The 18,086-nt window shown below is 38.8% G+C and carries 17 protein-coding genes; 4 read left to right on the top strand and 13 right to left on the bottom strand.

Annotation, left to right across the window (positions count from 1 at the left end; translation table 11 throughout):
• Positions 1–5 precede the first annotated feature (5 nt).
• The 9 genes from hisH to ABJQ32_19435 form a co-directional block, all read right to left on the bottom strand.
• Positions 6–584, bottom strand: a complete 579-nt coding sequence (hisH, locus tag ABJQ32_19395; GenBank protein MEP5291829.1) for an imidazole glycerol phosphate synthase subunit HisH — start codon at positions 582–584, stop codon at positions 6–8.
• A 31-nt stretch (positions 585–615) separates the two neighbouring features.
• Positions 616–2,223, bottom strand: a complete 1,608-nt coding sequence (gene hisC / locus ABJQ32_19400) for a histidinol-phosphate transaminase (protein MEP5291830.1) — start codon at positions 2,221–2,223, stop codon at positions 616–618.
• A 3-nt stretch (positions 2,224–2,226) separates the two neighbouring features.
• A complete protein-coding gene (gene hisD, locus ABJQ32_19405) occupies positions 2,227–3,978 on the bottom strand; it encodes a histidinol dehydrogenase (protein ID MEP5291831.1) in 1,752 nt (583 codons plus the stop codon).
• Positions 3,979–4,046: 68 nt separating this feature from the next.
• The gene (gene hisG / locus ABJQ32_19410) at positions 4,047–4,904 is read right to left on the bottom strand and encodes an ATP phosphoribosyltransferase (GenBank protein MEP5291832.1); all 858 of its coding nucleotides are present in this window, start codon (positions 4,902–4,904) and stop codon (positions 4,047–4,049) included.
• 236 nt (positions 4,905–5,140) lie between these two features.
• On the bottom strand, positions 5,141–5,740 hold the full coding sequence (locus tag ABJQ32_19415; GenBank protein MEP5291833.1) for a superoxide dismutase: 600 nt from the start codon (positions 5,738–5,740) through the stop codon (positions 5,141–5,143).
• 197 nt (positions 5,741–5,937) lie between these two features.
• On the bottom strand, positions 5,938–7,419 hold the full coding sequence (locus ABJQ32_19420; protein ID MEP5291834.1) for a S41 family peptidase: 1,482 nt from the start codon (positions 7,417–7,419) through the stop codon (positions 5,938–5,940).
• Between the two features lie 57 nt (positions 7,420–7,476).
• Positions 7,477–8,271, bottom strand: coding sequence for an AraC family transcriptional regulator (locus tag ABJQ32_19425; GenBank protein MEP5291835.1), 795 nt, complete (start codon positions 8,269–8,271; stop codon positions 7,477–7,479).
• Positions 8,272–8,388: 117 nt separating this feature from the next.
• Positions 8,389–8,841: a nucleoside deaminase gene (locus ABJQ32_19430; protein ID MEP5291836.1), complete on the bottom strand. Its 453-nt coding sequence runs from the start codon at positions 8,839–8,841 to the stop codon at positions 8,389–8,391.
• Positions 8,838–9,392, bottom strand: coding sequence for a hypothetical protein (locus ABJQ32_19435; GenBank protein MEP5291837.1), 555 nt, complete (start codon positions 9,390–9,392; stop codon positions 8,838–8,840). The genes ABJQ32_19430 and ABJQ32_19435 overlap by 4 nt, the downstream gene beginning before the upstream one ends.
• Positions 9,393–9,473: 81 nt before the next feature.
• Between ABJQ32_19435 and aspS the strand changes: the two genes are divergently transcribed.
• Together aspS and ABJQ32_19445 are read left to right on the top strand one after the other, a co-directional pair.
• On the top strand, positions 9,474–11,231 hold the full coding sequence (aspS, locus tag ABJQ32_19440; GenBank protein MEP5291838.1) for an aspartate--tRNA ligase: 1,758 nt from the start codon (positions 9,474–9,476) through the stop codon (positions 11,229–11,231).
• A 50-nt stretch (positions 11,232–11,281) separates the two neighbouring features.
• Positions 11,282–12,211: a glycerophosphodiester phosphodiesterase family protein gene (locus ABJQ32_19445; protein MEP5291839.1), complete on the top strand. Its 930-nt coding sequence runs from the start codon at positions 11,282–11,284 to the stop codon at positions 12,209–12,211.
• Here the strand turns inward: ABJQ32_19445 and ABJQ32_19450 are convergent.
• Together ABJQ32_19450 and ABJQ32_19455 are read right to left on the bottom strand one after the other, a co-directional pair.
• Positions 12,186–13,160: a tetratricopeptide repeat protein gene (locus ABJQ32_19450; protein MEP5291840.1), complete on the bottom strand. Its 975-nt coding sequence runs from the start codon at positions 13,158–13,160 to the stop codon at positions 12,186–12,188. The two genes, ABJQ32_19445 and ABJQ32_19450, sit on opposite strands and share 26 nt — an antisense overlap.
• On the bottom strand, positions 13,161–14,807 hold the full coding sequence (locus ABJQ32_19455) for an amidohydrolase family protein (protein ID MEP5291841.1): 1,647 nt from the start codon (positions 14,805–14,807) through the stop codon (positions 13,161–13,163).
• A 55-nt stretch (positions 14,808–14,862) separates the two neighbouring features.
• Between ABJQ32_19455 and ABJQ32_19460 the strand changes: the two genes are divergently transcribed.
• Positions 14,863–15,420, top strand: coding sequence for a thioredoxin family protein (locus ABJQ32_19460; protein ID MEP5291842.1), 558 nt, complete (start codon positions 14,863–14,865; stop codon positions 15,418–15,420).
• Here ABJQ32_19460 and ABJQ32_19465 read toward each other — a convergent pair.
• Complete coding sequence (locus ABJQ32_19465) at positions 15,417–16,385, bottom strand: nitronate monooxygenase (protein MEP5291843.1); 969 nt, start codon at positions 16,383–16,385, stop codon at positions 15,417–15,419. The genes ABJQ32_19460 and ABJQ32_19465 overlap by 4 nt on opposite strands.
• A gap of 109 nt (positions 16,386–16,494) precedes the next feature.
• The gene (locus tag ABJQ32_19470; GenBank protein MEP5291844.1) at positions 16,495–17,034 is read right to left on the bottom strand and encodes an AAA family ATPase; all 540 of its coding nucleotides are present in this window, start codon (positions 17,032–17,034) and stop codon (positions 16,495–16,497) included.
• Between the two features lie 165 nt (positions 17,035–17,199).
• Between ABJQ32_19470 and panB the strand changes: the two genes are divergently transcribed.
• Entirely contained in the window at positions 17,200–18,015 is an 816-nt protein-coding gene (gene panB / locus ABJQ32_19475) for a 3-methyl-2-oxobutanoate hydroxymethyltransferase (protein MEP5291845.1), read from the top strand.
• Positions 18,016–18,086: the final 71 nt, after the last annotated feature.

The following is an 18,086-nucleotide window of genomic DNA, read 5'->3' on the forward strand; positions in this document are numbered from 1 at the left end:
ACAAGTCATAATTTTAAAAAATTCTTAATCAACTTCGCTCCTACATCCGCAGACTTCTCCGGATGAAATTGGACACCATAAAAATTATCTTTTTGCAGAGCTGAAGTGAATGGAACGAGGTAATCTGTTGTGCCAACAGTATCTTCTCCAATCTCTGCATAATAGCTATGAACAAAGTACACATTGTCAGTTTTTTGTATCCCTTCGAATAGGGATCCTTTTGCCTCAGCAAAATCATTCCACCCCATATGAGGTACAATACCCATTGGAGGAAATTTCTTTACGTGTTCCTTGAAAATACCCAAGCATTCAGTGTCTTTTTCCTCAGAGTGGGTACACATCAATTGCATCCCTAGGCAAATACCCAGAAAAGGCTGCTTCAATGATTTGATCACTTCATCAAGACCTCTTTCCTTCAAGTAGCTCATTGCTGTGCCTGCCTCTCCAACACCAGGAAAAATCACCTTTTCTGCACTCCTTAAGCTATTAGGGTCATCGGTTATGACGGACTCTACACCGATACGATCAAGTACATTCTTCACGGAGCGGATGTTTCCAGCGTTGTATTTAACTATAGCGACCAATTGTCAATTATTAATTGTTACTTATCAATTTTTAGAGTACTCCTTTAGTAGAGGGCATAATTCCACTATCGTCTTTTCTTACCGCCATTTTGATAGCCCGAGCGAAAGCTTTAAAAATGGACTCAATTTTATGATGATCATTTTCTCCTTCTGCTTTAATATTCAAATTGCATCTAGCCGTATCAGAAAATGATTTAAAAAAATGAGATACCATTTCGGTGGGCATTTCTCCAACATGCGTCGCTTTAAAGTCAGCATCCCACTCCAACCATGGACGACCTCCAAAATCAATAGCGACCTGCGATAAACAATCGTCCATTGGTAAGAGAAAACCATATCTCTCAATACCTTTTCGATCTTTTAATGCATCATTAAATGCAGAGCCTATTGCAAGGGCTGTGTCTTCTATGGTATGATGAGTGTCAATTTGAATATCACCTTCAACCTCTACATGCAAACCTATCGCTCCATGTCTAGCGATTTGATCTAGCATATGATCAAAGAAGGCTACTCCTGTAGAAATGGAAGTTGTGCTAGGGTCATCGAGGTTTACCTCAATTTTGATCTTGGTTTCAGAAGTTGCTCTAACACATCTTCCTATTCTGCCTTTCTCCTCGTAGTGATCTTCTTTAAGCGCAGCAATCAGGCGTTGATTTTCTTCTGGGGTTCCAATTGTGATTCTAAGTGTATTTGATACCTGACCTGAGCGATCTCTCACGACGATCCCTTTTGACATTAAATCAGTGTAGACTTTTTTGGGGTCATCAAATTCAACGAGGAGGAAATTGGCGTCTGATGGATAAATTTTCTTAACTATTGGAATATCACTCAATGCTTTCTCCATTTTTCGACGCTCATCAATCAATATTTCGACCTGCTTTTTGATTAACTCAGGCCGGTTAAGCATATCAATGGCTTTTTGCTGAGTTAAGGAATTGACATTGTATGGAGGTTTGATTTTGTTGAGGACGTTAATCACTTCTTTAGACCCAATGCCAATCCCTAATCTAGCTCCAGCGAGTCCCAGAGCTTTTGAAAATGTCTGTAGAATAAAAAGATTCGGGGTATTGTCACTTATTAAACTATTACCTGCAAAGTCAATATATGCCTCATCAACAACCACTAACCCATTAAATGATTGTGTGATTTTTTTAATGGCAGACGTATCTATGCTGTTTCCAGTTGGGTTATTCGGAGAGCAAATGAAGATGATCTTTAGGTTGTCATCTCTTAGTTTGGGTTCTAGCCTTTCAAAATCAATTTGGAAATTTTCATTTAACGAATCTTTGACCACTTCCACATCATTGACAGCAGCAGCCACACTATACATGCTAAAAGTAGGTGGGAACATCACTATTTTATCCTCGCCCGGCACGCAAAATGCTCTAATAAGCAAATCGATTAATTCATCACTACCATTACCGAAGATCAGGCGATCTGTTTCAACATTTCTGTATTGGCCGAAAGTTGATTTTAATTCCTTTAGTGAAGCATCAGGGTAACGATTAAGGCCAAATCCATATGGATTTTCATTGGCATCTAATGAGATTTCTGCAATTCCATCAAACTCATCACGAGCACTGGAGTAAGGCTTTAACGCTTTTACATTTTGGCGCGTTATTTTATTTATATCAAACATGATTCAAATTTTATTCTCCTCCTTTGGAGGGGGATTAAGGGGTAGATTTTTAATTTCTTCTGATAAATAACTTCTTACTCTGTCTACATTGCTAAGAATTGAATCATCAGTGATTCTAATGATTGTGAACCCTAAATCTTCAAGCTCTTTTTGTTTTATCTCATCTTTCACAGTCATCTCTTCATAGCTGTGAGTAATACCATCCACTTCTATAATTAGTTTTAATGGAATTGAAACAAAATCTACAATATAGTTTCCAATAGGTCTTTGTCTTTTGAAAGGATAGCCTAAACCGCTAGCACGAAGAACATATTTCCATAGTGTTGCTTCCGCAATTGTAGATTCGTTTCTGAGTTTTTTTGCTTTGTCTTTAAGGCTTTTATTGTAGTAATAATGTTTATCACTTTCCCTCCCCCTTGCCCCCTCAGTGAGGGGGAATTGTTCGTCCCTAACTCCCCCTTTGGAGTGGGTGGGGGGGAGGTTTTTTATCTTCTCTAACCTCAAACTAACTGCATTTTTATGTGCCTCTAGCTGCTCTGCTGCTGCCATTTTTTCGATAGCTGGGCCGAGATTCTGGATGCCTTGTTCATTAAGCTTTTGGAACGTGATTTTTTTTACAAAACTATCCAGCGATACTCCGCTGTAGTTACGAGCATAACCATTAGTTGGTAAAGTGTGATTTGTTCCACTTGCATAATCTCCAGCGCTTTCACAGCTCCAATTACCAAGGAAGATACTTCCAGCAATTGTGATTCGTTCTCCTATCTCTTCAGCATTTGCCGTAGCAATGATGAGGTGTTCTGGGGCGTATTCATTACTAAACAAAACTGCTTCATTCAGGTTTTTAACTAAAACTGATTGACTGTTTTCTAACGCTTTTTTTGCAATGTCTTTTCTTGGCAGGTCTTCAACTTGTTTGATTATTTCCTGTTCAACTCTGGAGATTAAAACCTCAGAATCACTAACCAGCACAACCTGACTATCAGGTCCATGTTCTGCTTGAGAAAGCAAATCTGCTGCAATAAATTCAGGATAAGCAGAATCATCAGCAATGATCAATACTTCACTAGGACCTGCTGGCATGTCTATAGCTACGCCATAATTTTGTGCTAGTTGTTTAGCTGCTGTTACATACTGATTTCCCGGGCCAAAAATTTTATCAACTTGAGGAATAGACTCGGTCCCAAAGGTCATTGCTGCTATAGCCTGAGCTCCTCCTGTTAGGAATACTTTCTCTATTCCTAAGAGCTTACAGGTCCATCCAATGACTTCATTAAGTTTTCCTTCTTTTGTCGGCGGTGTGCAAACAACGATGTTTTTACAATTAGCAATTTTTGCAGGAATAGCAAGCATGAGCAGGGTAGAGAATAGAGGAGCTGATCCACCTGGAATATATAAACCTACATTTTGAATGCCTACACTTTTGCGCCAGCAACTGACCCCAGGCATGGTTTCGATTATCTGGACTTCCTCATTCTGAGAGAGGTGGAACTTTTCAATATTGGATTTAGCAATTTGGATAGCACTAGCTAGTTCTTCATCTATTTTGAATGCCATTGAACTCAATTCGATCGAAACTGAGTCAAGTTTTACTCCATCAAATTTTTCTCCCATTTCAAGTAGCGCACTATCGCCTCGATCTTTGACATCAGCAAGGATTGTTTTAACCTTTCCTTCCAATTCTGAGAGATCGAATGTGGGACGTTTGCAAATGGAAGCCCAAATGCTGGGTTCTGGATATTTTATGTTTTTCATTTTATACAAGTCCATAATCAATAGCCGATGGTCAACAGAGGCATGTCTACTTAAAGGCTATCGACTAATTACACAATCATCTTTTCAATTGGGCAAACTAAAATGCCTTCTGCACCTTTTTCTTTGAGCTGGTCAATCACATCCCAAAAATCATCTTCTTTGATAACACTATGTACGCTGCTCCATCCTTCATCGGCAAGTGGCAAAACGGTAGGACTCCTCATGCCCGGTAGCAAATTGATAATATTATTAAGCTGATTGTTAGGAGCGTTTAGCAGAATGTACTTATTCTGTTTGGCTGATTTGACTGCTTCAATTCGAAATAAAAGCTTATCAAGTATTTGTTTCTTTTCGGAGGTCAACATGGTATTCGCTACCAATAGCGCCTCACTTTTCAGCGCAACCTCTACTTCTTTTAATCCGTTCGCTAGCAATGTACTTCCTGTACTCACGATATCGAAGACAGCCTCAGCTAGCCCAATTCCAGGAGCTATCTCAACACTACCGCTTATTACTTCCACGGTTGCATTGATGTTATTCTTTTCGAGAAAATTCTTTAAGATAATGGGGTAACTTGTCGCAATTCGTTTACCCGAAAACCACTCAAGTCCTGTATACTCTTCTTCTCTTCGAATAGCCAGAGATAAACGACACTTAGAAAATCCTGTCCGATTAATTATTGTTACCGGCTGCTGTTTCTCTAGGTATTCATTTTCTCCCACAATCCCGATATCTGCAACGCCTTCTGCTACATATTGAGGAATATCATCATCTCGCAGGTAGAAGACTTCCAAAGGGAAATTGGAAGCCGTGGACATCAGTTTGCCTCCATTATTTATTTTAATTCCACACTCCTTGAGTAAGCCCATGCTTTTCTCGTTGAGACGGCCGCTTTTCTGTACGGCTATTTTTAGTACCTGATTCATTACTTTTCTTTTTGGCAGTTACTTGGTTAGAACTAATTCATTATCTCAATGTTACTCTGTCGCATAGCGACAAAAAAAGGCCCGACGGTAATCCGACGGGCCTTTGGGTTATTTTAATATAACTACAGCATCATCTTCTCACCTCTCTTGAGTGAAGTTGTAATGATGTGCATGATGATGTAGTTGATTTATTCTCATTCTTGGGCGCAAATATATAGGGATTTTCGAATTGACAATTATCCAGCGAATTTTTCTCCTACAGCATCCCAATTTACCACATTAAAAAAAGCATTAATGTAATCTGGACGTCTATTTTGATAATTTAAGTAGTACGCGTGCTCCCACACGTCTAATCCTAAGATAGGTGTTCCTGAACATCCTGCCTCAGGCATCAAAGGATTGTCCTGATTGGCAGTCGAGCAAACTGACACTGATCCATCACTATTCTTGCATAACCATGCCCATCCACTACCAAATCGAGTAGCCGCGGCATTGCTGAACTCTTCTTTGAACTTGTCAAATGATCCGAAAGCTGAATTGATTGCATCTGCTAGAGCACCTGAAGGTTCACCACCACCGTTTGGACTCATAACCGACCAAAAAAGTGTGTGATTAAAGTGACCACCTCCGTTATTTCTTACTGCTGCATTATCGGAGTGATTCTTGCACAGATCTTCTATGGATTTTCCATCCATATCTGCCCCTTCAATGGCTGCATTAACTTTGGAAACATAGGCAGCATGGTGTTTACCATGATGTATTTCCATGGTTTTTGCATCAATGTGTGGTTCTAATGCATCATGTGCATACGGTAGGTTTGGTAATTCAAAAGCCATAGTTATCGTGATTTTTATAGGTTCAAAAAAATGATTCGGTAATTATAACAATAAGAATGCAGGTTTGGTTGCTCTTTTTAATTTGAATAATGTCTTTTTTAGGTTCATGGGATTAGCAGAACAATAGATATGACTATTAACTTAGCTCAGCCTGTGCCTATCAGGTAAATTCATATTACTCGAACATTTCGAAAATACTATTTGCCCTCTTCGATTAAATTTAGGGTGTATTCTAATTCTACATCTTGTTCAGCCATATATTCTTCAAAAGTGGTTGTGACTTTATGGTCTGGGATAACTCCACGCCCAAATGGAATATCAGCACTTTCAAAGTTGGTAGAAAATTTTAGTAGAGGTATTCTTATTTCCATTTGTGAATTTGGTAGAAGCAGATATGTATATAGGCCACTGGTTTGTCCATAAAACCCACCGCCTGTTTCTTCTCCAATAAATAAAGCATCTGATTGTGCTTTTGCAATTGATGCAAATTCAGAACCGCCAGAATAGGTTTTACCGGAAATTAGTATGTATAAATTTCCGAGGAATGGGTTTTCCTGAGGTGATTCGGTCGACAATACACCTTCTTTTCTCAAAAATCTTCCATCTTTTGCTAGGTAGTGTTCTTCCTTCAGCATGCTGTAGAGCTCCTCTTTGTCATCCTTATAATTTGTGTAATTAATGAAAGAATATTCCAGACCCTTAGTCTCAACATATTTGTATTTTTCATACGGTGTTTTTGTTAGGTAAGAAAACAGATAATCTTCAGCACCTTCTGAGCCACCTCGAACGTTTCGGATGTCGATTACCAAATTTCTTATTTCTCTCTTTTGGATGATTCCAAACAGACTATCTACAACTGTTTTAAAACTTCGGTGCTCTTCTTCAAATTCCTCGTAACCGAAATCATTAAACGTCATAATTGCTGTTTGAATATCTGATTTTATTTCAAAGTTGTACAGTCCCTCTATTTGCTCGATCTTCTTTTTTGGAGTTTTTCGAGCGATTGAAACTAGACCGTCTCTGTCAACTAGTTTAACGGTTATTTTTGTTTTGCTATTAGTCTTTGGATCAATAAGAGTAATGGAAGCATTGTCTTTTTTAGGGATGTGAATAAAATCTAAATAGTAACCTGCAAAACTAAATCTGTCAATAACTCTATACTTGCCAGAGGTAGTGAAACCATCTGATAAACGAGAAATATGATCGAACATCTTGCTCACAATGGAATCTATGACCACCCCATCTATGCTGCTTAAAAATTTACCCTTCGTTTTGTTGTCTCCAATGTCATTGAGTAAGTAGATTTTTTTATCAATTGTTTTGATACCAAATGGCAGATACTTTCCTTTCTGACTGATATAATTCCCGATATCACTCGAAGAGGAACTCACTCTTGAATGTCCTTCTTTGTCAGCAGCGGTAACAAAAGAGAGCACTCTGAAGAATTCGTATGAATCCATCCCATCATAAATTTTATCTCTGTTTTCTTTGAAAACCTTTTCATACTCAGAAAAGCTAGTATACCAATAAAGCCCAGTATGTGCCTCTTTCAAGGAAGAAACCATTAAATCATAATCTTCTAAGAGTTTATCTTTTGAGTGGGTTTTTAAGAGGCTATCATCTTGAGCAAGTAATAGGGAAGACATTAATGCTAAGAATATAATTAATGGATGCTTCATGATTTTCGATTTTTGACAAAATGAAGCTTTTAAAACTTGTTTCTATTGTAAAATATTTCAGTACTTAACCTGAAGAGCATTTTGGAAGTCCATAGGATTCACACCTGTGAATCTTTTGAAGTTTTTATAAAAATGAGAAGGATCATAAAACCCACAATCAATTGCGACATTGAATATTGGAGTGCCATTTTTTAGCATTCTCTTACTCTTTTCAATTTTTTTTAACAGTACAAAATTATTTGGTGTTAAACCTGTTTCCTGCTTGAAGAGTCTGATAAACTTGTACTTGTTTATTCCAAACTTTGACGCTGTTTTATCCAATGAAAAAGAGTTAAAGCTGGTTTCATTGATGAAGCTTTGAAACAGTTTATTTGTTTTAAAATCGATTGGTCTTTCGGTTGCATATTTTCTCACTAACAATTTCAAAGAAGTGGTTAGTCTTTTTTCAAATTCGACATGGCTTTTCTTATAATTTTTAGATAAGAAGTAAAGCTCATTGAAAATTTTTTGATCGTAAATAATCTTATCCTCAAAGAAGACGTCTTCACCATTATTAAAATCCTTTATAGCTTCTGGAGATACGTAATAGGTGAAAAATGAATTTCCAAGATCTCGATCACATGGTGTTGCATGAACTTCGCCCGGATTTGTGATTGATAGGGTGCTAATAGGTGCTTTTAAAAATTTGTCGGTAAGTTTTGTGTTAAAGGTAGAGGTTAGAATAAGAGCGATATTGAAAGTTTCGTGCGTATGAAACGGAAAGTCAAGTGTGTGAGACTTTGCATTTAATAATTCCAACCCGTCAAGAATTGGTATTTGATGATATTCACTTACATTAATAATGGAACTCACATTCAACTTTCTTTTACTATTAACATAGAATAGAATGACTTATTTGATTTACAGTATTTTTACTTTTATAGGCGATCTTCATGAATCTTTTAGCGTAGAATTTAAGTTTCGAGACTCCTATTTTTTCCTTATTCTTTTAAAGAAACCTTTAATTAAAACCTCACATTCAGGAGCACTCACACCAAGTTTTAATTCTGTTTTAGGATGAATAATGTCTTTGTTATATCTAGAGAAGCCTCTTTCTTTATCTAAAGCTCCTATCACTATTCTCCCGACCTGTGTCCAGAAAAGACCTCCTGCACACATGCTGCATGGCTCTAGTGTAACAAATAAGGTGCATTCATTCAGATACTTCGAGCTAAGATGATTTTGAGCGGCAGTAATAGCAAGCATCTCGGCATGTGCGGTAGCATCATTCAAACGCTCCACGCGGTTATGATCCTTGGCGATGATTTTGTTTTCACAAACCACAACCGCGCCAATTGGAATCTCACCTTCATCAAAAGCATTTTGTGCCTCCAGGAGTGCTTGCCTCATAAAGTGTTCGTCGCTATATACGCTTAAACTCATTGCTTCACTTTGATACTATTCATTATTTCGTTTGCAATTGGTTGCCAGTTGCTCATTAATCTTGCTTTGCAACTGAAATTGAAAAGAAGAACTTGATTGTTGTAAGAAGTATACTGTATGTATGTATAGTTTTTAGATGACCTTGTTCCTGAGAATGCATTGTCATCTGTAATAGAAGATACAAATTCAAAAACAATGTATTTCCTCCCATTTATTTCCTTGATTTCATCTTGAATGAATTCGATTTCGTCAAATAGATTCTTGACACTCGCTTTATAAAAACCATAAATCAATTCAGTATCGCTTTCCGTCCATTGCATGATATTGTAATTAATCCCAAGGGTAACATCTTGGTTTTCATTTGCAAACATTGCCAAAGGCACTTTGGAAGAGTAAACCTGTTTCATTCGATCCTGATCCGTCATACTGATGAAGGAATCGGGAATCTGGAGGCTGATTTTTTCATCAGGACCCACCTTTACAGTAGAGAAGGTCTGGGCAAAGCTCTGAAGAGCTAATAGAATAGAGAGTATAGAAATTGTTTGCTTCATAACTCAAAGCTAAAAAGGTGAAAGGTATTTTCCGGTGATCGGCCTACCTTTGCGCCTCATTTTGATTTAAAAAAGAAATATATGCTACGCACGCACACCTGTGGTGAACTGAGATCAGAACATATTGGACAAACTATTACACTCTGCGGATGGGTGCAAAAGCAACGGGATAAAGGTGGTGTAGTTTGGATAGATCTCAGAGATAGGTACGGAATTACTCAATTAATTTTTGAAGACGGTGTAACGGATCAGTCTATTATTGATCAAGCAAAAAAAGTAGGACGTGAGTTTGTAGTGAAGGCCACTGGAGAAGTGGTGGAGCGGTACTCCAAGAATGATAAAATGACCACTGGTGATGTGGAAATCAGGGTAAATAACCTAGAATTATTGAATGGATCGAAGGTGCCTCCATTCACGATTGAAGATGAGACCGATGGGGGAGAAGATCTCCGAATGAAGTATCGATATCTGGATATCAGAAGAAATCCAGTACGGAAAAAACTTCAATTGCGTCATACGATGATGCAAAAAGTAAGAGAGTATTTAAATAAGGAAGCTTTTGTAGAGGTGGAGACGCCTTATTTAATCAAGTCTACTCCAGAAGGGGCAAGAGATTTTGTTGTTCCATCTCGAATGAATGAGAATGAGTTTTATGCGCTTCCCCAGTCTCCTCAAACTTTTAAGCAGCTTCTAATGGTTGCTGGCATGGACCGCTACTTTCAGATTGTAAAATGCTTCAGAGACGAAGATTTAAGAGCGGATCGTCAGCCAGAGTTTACACAGATTGATTGTGAAATGGCATTTGTAGAGCAAGAGGATGTATTGCAGACTTTTGAGGGAATGACCAAGTTTCTTTACAAGGAAATAGAAGGAATAGTGTTAGATGATTTTCAGCGTATTAGCTATGATGATGCTATGGTGAAATATGGGTCTGATAAGCCGGATTTACGTTTTGGAATGGAGTTTTGTGAGTTGAATGATTTGGCAAAAGACAAGGGGTTTGTTGTGTTTGATAGCGCAGAATTGGTTGTTGGCATCAATGCTGAAGGTTGTGCTGAATACACCAGAAAGCAATTGGATGGTCTGACTGATTTTGTCAAGAAACCACAAATAGGAGCTAAGGGTCTGGTTTATGTGAAGTGCAATGAGGATGGAACATTTAAATCGTCTGTAGACAAGTTTTTCGATCAGGATGCGCTAAAAGCTTGGGCTGAAAAATTTGGGTCCAAATCAGGTGACTTGATTTTAATTATGGCTGGAGAGGCTAATCAAACACGAAAAGCATTGAACGAACTACGTCTTGAAATGGGAGAAAGACTTGGTTTAAGAGATAAGAATAAGGTAGCTGCTGCATGGGTCTTGGACTTCCCATTGCTGGAATGGGATGAGGAAACTGACAGATACCATGCCATGCATCATCCATTTACAGCACCTAAGCCTGAAGATGTGGAAAAACTAAACTTTGACCCTGGGGCGGTGAGAGCGAATGCATATGATATGGTAATCAATGGAGTCGAAGCAGGAGGAGGCTCTATCAGAATCCATGATCGAGACATGCAAGCCAGGATGTTTGAAGTGCTAGGCTTCAGTAAGGAGGAGGCAGAAGAGCAGTTTGGATTCTTAATGGGTGCTTTTGAATATGGAGCTCCACCACATGGGGGAGTTGCTTTTGGTTTTGATCGATTATGCGCGATTATGGCTGGAGAGCAGAGTATTAGAGATTTCATTGCCTTTCCGAAAAACAATTCAGGGAGAGATGTGATGATCGATTCACCTTCAACAATTTCAAAAGAGCAGCTGAGCGAATTGGGAATCAAGCTCGTTAAACCTTCAGAATAGTAGTATTTGGTTTCTTTTTTGTAACTTTTCCAGTTAAATAATCACACCTGATGACTAAGAAGTTTTTACTTTATTCTGCGCCTTTCTTTTTGCTTTTTGGTGCTCTATCGCTTTTTGAGCCTTGGTTCTACAGAAATTTTTTCGCCAGTACTTCGATTGATAGATTAGGTGGCAAGGAGTTTCAAATTATTGCACATAAGGGTGCTTCAGGACTCGCTCCAGAGAATACAATGGCTTCTTTCAAAAAAGCACTTGAATTAGGTGTTGATCAAATCGAACTGGATGTTCGCCATACAAAAGATGAACAAATTATTGTCTTTCATGATCAACGATTGGATCGTGTAACAAGGGACTCACTTGGAAACTCTGTCACTGGAGATGTGCATGACTATACTCTGGAAGAATTACAACAATTTGAAGTAGGATCGTGGTTTGATTCTCAGTATCAGGAAGAAAAAATACCGACGTTAAAAGAAGTATTGGATTTCATAGATGGTCAGACGACAGTTTTGATAGAGATCAAACATATGGACCATCCACATTACCACGATTTTGCTGAAAAACTAGTAGAGGTAGTGATGGGTGAAAAGAATGGGGAAGATTGGATTATACTGCAATCTTATGAACCTACCTATCTAGATGAAGTACATGAACTAGATCCTTTTATTGAAACCAAAGCACTAATTATTGGAGAAGACTCAGCTCCGTTGATTGCATTCTATATCGAAACACGTATTCATATGGGACGAGCGAAAGAAAGTAATCGGATGAAAGCCATTAATCCACAATGGGAAACATTATCCCCGAGACGTGTTTTTCAAATGCATGCAAAAGGATATGAGGTACATGCCTATCCTGTTAATACCCGTGAGGATATGCTGAAAATGTTGAATGCCGGGGTTGATGGGATCATCACAGATTTTCCAAATGTGGCCATTCAGCTTCGAAATGAAATTAGGAGGATGGGACAGGAAAAGTAGAAGTTAATTCTGCTTCTGCTGCTATGTATCCAAAGGCAAACCAGTTAGGGCTTTCTAATATTTTCAAAAAAATCTCATTTGCTTTCTCTGTATTTCCTTGCTGTTGATAGTAGTTGCCAATGCCGTACCCAAGTGCTTCATTGATTTCTCCTCCATCTGAAAATGCTTTTTTTGCCAACACTTCAGGATTTTTTTCGCCCTTAAAAAGGAGAAGTAAGTCTAGGTAAGCGTCATTCTCAATCACTTTCATCTTGCTTGAAATACCTTCCAATATTTGATCTGCCAATTCTGGATTACCAATTTTCTTATATGTCATATATAACCAATAAGAAGTAGCAGCTAGTAAGTCATTATTCGTACTAAACTCCATGCATCTGTTATAAGCAGATAAAGCCTTGTCAAATCTGCCACTTAGGTAATGAGCTAATCCATAGTGGTACCAAATGTTGAATTTATCATTTCCGACAGGTTTATTGAGCTTGTTGGGAATACCATCTGGTTCAGTTCTATTTTCTGCATTTAGGCTATAGAATGCAGCCATCTCAAAATCTTCAATGGCTTTTTCAAATTGCCTGGTTGTAATATATCGATGACCTCTATGCCGCCTAAGTCTGTAAGAAGAGGGGAATTTTTCTATTGCAGAGGAGTAGACATCAATCGCTTCAAAATATTTACCCAAGTATGCAAATCTTCGACCATACCATATAATCAATTCAAGACTATCTGGATTCACGTCCAGATAGCCTCGTGCCTCTTTTAGGTTTTTCTCGTAGCTTTCTTTTTCCTGAGCAGTCAATTGGATTTCTGGGAGTTCTTCACCCAATAGACTATAAACTTTTGTTTCATCTCGAGGAGTCATCACTTCTGCAGATTGAGTATCCACTCGACTTCCGCCTTGCTGACAACCCAATAAGATTATTGGGAGAATGAGTAATGCCTTCTGTTTCATTTATTCTTTCCAGTTTGGATATCCAGGTTGCTTTAGTTCTTCTCCGTTTTTCGATTCTTTCACCATTTCACGAACATCTTTTAGCAGTTCTTTAGCATCATAAACTATACCATCTTTAACGGTGTACTTCACTCCACCAACCCGAGTTACTTCATTGTCCTCTGTTAGCTTAATAGCTCCAGTTCCGTAAAGAACTTTAAGGTTGGCCAAAGGATTTTCTTCAACAATGACCAAGTCAGCCATTTTACCAACTTCAATTGTTCCTATTTCTTTCTCCATACCTAAGGCTTGCGCTCCCATTAATGTAGCGGATCGAATGACTTCCAAAGGATGAAAGCCTGCTTCCCTTAGTAGCTCCATTTCACGGATATAAGCGAAACCATATAATTGGAAGATGAACCCAGAGTCAGAGCCTGTCGTCACACGCCCACCTCTGTTCTTGTATTCATTTACGAAAGTCATCCACAGCTTATAGTTTTCTTTCCATGCCACTTCTTCTTCTGTACCCCAAAAGTGCCAATATGACCCATGTGACACCTTACTTGGTTGATAAAACTTCCATAGAGAAGGTAGTGTGTAATCGTTATGCCAATCAGCATTTCTAGAACGCATGAGATCTCTGCTGGCTTCATAGATATTGAATGTGGGATCCAGCGTGAAGTCCAATTCCAGCAATCTATTCATTACGGCATTCCACTTCTCTGAGTAAGGTTCTGCTGCCTGCTTCCAAAGTCTTCCAGCTTCACCAAACCGATCTTGTTCATTCTGATAATTATACCCTACTGGGTAATCTTGAACGATACGATCATCAAAAAGAGCCTCGGGCAATCCATACCAATGCTCCATAGTAGTTAATCCTGCTTCTGCGGAGTTGAGCACGTTCCACCATCCTACATTAAGCTGAGCATGATGACATGCTGACTTCAATCCAAGTCTTTTATTCTCTTGTAAGGCAGCTTCCATGACTTCAGGAGATGCTCCAAAAAACTTAATCCCATCGGCACCTCTGCGATAATTCGCTCTTACCCAAGAGATTGCTTCTGCCGCATTAGTTATTGGACCTTTCAGCACTTCAGTTCCAGTAGATCGTTCACCGGGAAGGTTTTTTACTATTTCCACTTTCTCAAGATTCTGTCCAAAGGAAGTGTATGCTAAAATTCGAGGTGCAGTTATTTCATTTTTTACGCTTCTGTTTTTGTGTCTCAGAACCCAATCCAGCCCATTTCCGGCTGAAGGATCTCGAATGGTAGTGATACCATGTGCCAGCCATAGTTTGAATACATATTCAGCAGGTGTGCCTTGACTTGTACCACCTATGTGACCATGCATATCTACAAATCCAGGAAGTACAAACATCCCCTCTGCATCAATCTCTATTCCATTTCCTTCCAGCTTTGGTCGTCTTTCAGAACTGATTTCTACTCCAGGGTAACCGACAACCTGAACCTTCGTTATTTTATTTTTTTCTATCACAATATCTACCGGACCAATAGGAGGAGCTCCATTTCCATTAATCATGGTAGCTCCTCTAATGATGGTCATATCATAAGGACCCTCGCCGTTCGTTCTAGATGGAGCAGAAGTTATTTGCGCATTTGCTAAATGCAGGATAGAAAGTGTTAAAAAAGAAAGAATGAATTTTTTCATATATAGTCTTGTATTATCTTAATAGCTCAGATTTAAAAATAATCAATTCATAAGTATGGCTGCAGCAGAATCGAATATGATGCCTTTAGGAACAGTGGCGCCTGATTTTGATCTTTTAGATGTTATTTCAGGAGAAAATAAAACACTGGAAGACGTAAAATCGGAGTACGGACTAGTTGTGATGTTTATATGCGCACATTGTCCTTTCGTGAAAAATATTGAAGAAGAAATTGCAGTAGTTGCCCGACAATATATGGATCTTAAAGTTGGGTTTGTTGCCATCTCTTCAAATGATGCGAATGCCTATCCAGAAGATGGTCCAGACGGACTCAAAGCTCAGGCAGAAGAATTTGAGTTCTCCTTTCCTTACCTGTATGATGAATCACAAGAAGTAGCTAAAGCCTATCAGGCCGCATGCACTCCTGATTTCTTCCTGTTTGATGAAGAGCTTAAATGTATTTACCGAGGAAGATTTGATGCAAGCACACCAGGAAACCCCGAGCCTGTAACGGGAGATGATTTGGTTGATGCACTTGAAGCCCATTTGGAGGATGATCCAATTATAGAGGATCAGAAACCAAGTATTGGGTGTAGCATTAAGTGGAAAAGCTAATATTTCTTTAGTAAATCCGACTGTTCTTGCAATGCACCTCTAAATTCTTTCTTTAATCGACTGACAAGTTCGTTTATACTTGGTGTATCGTAAATTTTGGTGACACCCTGTCCAGCAGACCAAATAGTTTTCCAGGCTTTCGCTTCATCATTCGCTGACAACTCTTCTCCAAAATCAACTTTTGCGGACTGCTTCCACATTTCTTCACTGATACCCATTGCTTCCAAGCTCGGTTTTAGGAAGTTGGCGTGTACTCCTGATACCGCCGCTGTGTATACAATATCCGAGGCTCCTGCCTCTATTATCATTTTACGATACTCTTCGGGTGCTTTACTTTCTTTCGTATTGATGAATCTGGTACCCATGTAAGCCAAATCAGCCTCCATTTGCATGGCTGAAGCAATATCGCGTCCGGTCGAAATGCAGCCAGATAGCAAGATGGTTTTATTGAAGAACTTACGGATTTCTCCAACAAACGACATAGGATTTAATGTGCCCGCATGACCGCCGGCACCAGCACATACGAGGATAAGTCCGTCAACTCCCGCATCTGCAGCCTTTTCAGCATGACGTTTCATAATAACATCATGGAATACCAGGCCACCATAGCTATGAACGGCATCTACTAGCTGAGTAACTGCTCCGAGTGATGTAATTATCAGCGGCACTTTATGCTTTACCACAATTTCCAAATCCGCCTCCAGACGCGGGTTTGTTTTATGAACTATAAGATTTACTCCAAAAGGCGCTGCTTTTTTCCCTGTTTCCTCTTCCCATTTTGCCAACTCTTCTTTAATCTCAACAACCCATTCCTCAAAACCTTCTGTCGAACGATTGTTAAGTGCAGGGAATGTACCAACTATCCCGCTTTTACAACATTCAATGACCATCTCAGGTCCAGAAATAAGAAACATGGGTGCCGCTACAATGGGAAGGGATAAGTCAGAGATGAATGATGCTTTCATGTTTATATTGATTTGATTATTCAGTTGAGAAAGTCGACAAATTACACTGCTCTAGTATTCATTGCAAACTTCTTTTGTATTGCATCTCGTGAAGCAAAAGCATAAAGTTCTAACCTTTCTTAATTGATTCTCTTACTAATTGAATACGTTTTTCGATTGATGTGTCTCCAGTAATCTTCAGCGTTTTACAGGTTAACTTTTTGATCCAGTCTTGATGCTGTTTGATACTTCTACCATCAAAACTGGGATCGTCATATTTTCTAGCCCATTCCAAGAATGCTTGTGAATTATCGGCAATTGTATGATCGTTAATAAGCTGATCCCCGTATCGTTCTTGTTCTCTTTTTGATAACCTCCTCATCCTTACTTCTGAAGGAATCAATAGGAAAATAGCAAGATCGAATGCACTAACCCAATAATCTCCCCATGTTACAAGCGAGCCACTTACAATAACGTTTACATTTTTTTGAAAATCTAGCTGTAATGTGTTACTCCTTTCTGACAAAGGTATCTTTTCCTGAAAAGGAGGATTTGTTTTTCTCCAGTAATATTCATCAGCATCCAGATGAACATAATTTAGCTTATCAGCCAATTCATTGGCGAGTGTAGTAGTGCCTGATCCAGAAGCACCAAAAATATGAATCTTCATAAGGTTTTCTTGCTATTCACACTCTCCTAATTGATTGTAATACTTTCTTAATTCTCCAAGTATCAATAAAGTTTGTCAATTTACTGTCATAATAAGTACGAGTTAGGAAATGCGTCATTTTATAGTCCATTGTTGATTATGTAAATTGCGCATCCATTTCATGCCATGAGTATACACGGAAAGATCAAATTAATCACTACGCACCAGCTTCAGGAAATGAAAGCGAAAGGTGAGAAAATTTCTATGCTAACAGCCTATGATTACTCTATGGCTAAGATCATTGATCAGGCTGGAGTTGATGTAATACTGGTAGGTGATAGTGCTTCCAATGTGATGGCAGGAAACGAAACAACCTTACCCATTACACTGGATCATATGATATGGCACGCTACTTCGGTTGTAAAGGCTGTAAACCGGGCATTGGTTGTTGTAGATGTTCCTTTTGGAAGCTATCAAGGCAACTCTTCTGAAGCACTTCGTTCATGTATTAGAATTATGAAGGAAGCAGGAGGACATGCTGTGAAAATGGAAGGTGGCATTGAAATAAAAGAGAGTGTAACACGTGTTTTGTCAGCCGGTATTCCGGTAATGGGACACTTAGGACTGACCCCTCAGTCCATCTATAAATTCGGAACGTATACTGTACGTGCAAAAGAAGAGGAAGAAGCTCAGAAGCTCATTGAAGATGCAAAAGCATTGGAAGAATTAGGCTGTTTTGCTATAGTGTTAGAGAAAATACCATCTCAATTAGCGAAGAAAGTTTCAGAATCAATCACTATTCCTACGATAGGAATAGGTGCAGGACCAGATACGGATGGTCAGGTTCTTGTCGTACATGATATGTTAGGTATTACCCAAGACTTCAAACCTCGCTTTCTTCGGCAGTATGCCGACCTTAATCAGGTGATGAAAGAGGCATTCGAAAATTATGTTTCCGACATTAAATCCCAAAAATTCCCCAACGAAAAAGAATCTTATTAACAGGGTACCGCTGATGAAATCATCACAATAGAATTAAAAAATCAAATAACCGAAAACGATACTGACATAAG

The organism is Marinobacter alexandrii (assembly GCA_039984955.1).
Taxonomy (GTDB): Bacteria; Bacteroidota; Bacteroidia; order Cytophagales; family Cyclobacteriaceae; genus Ekhidna.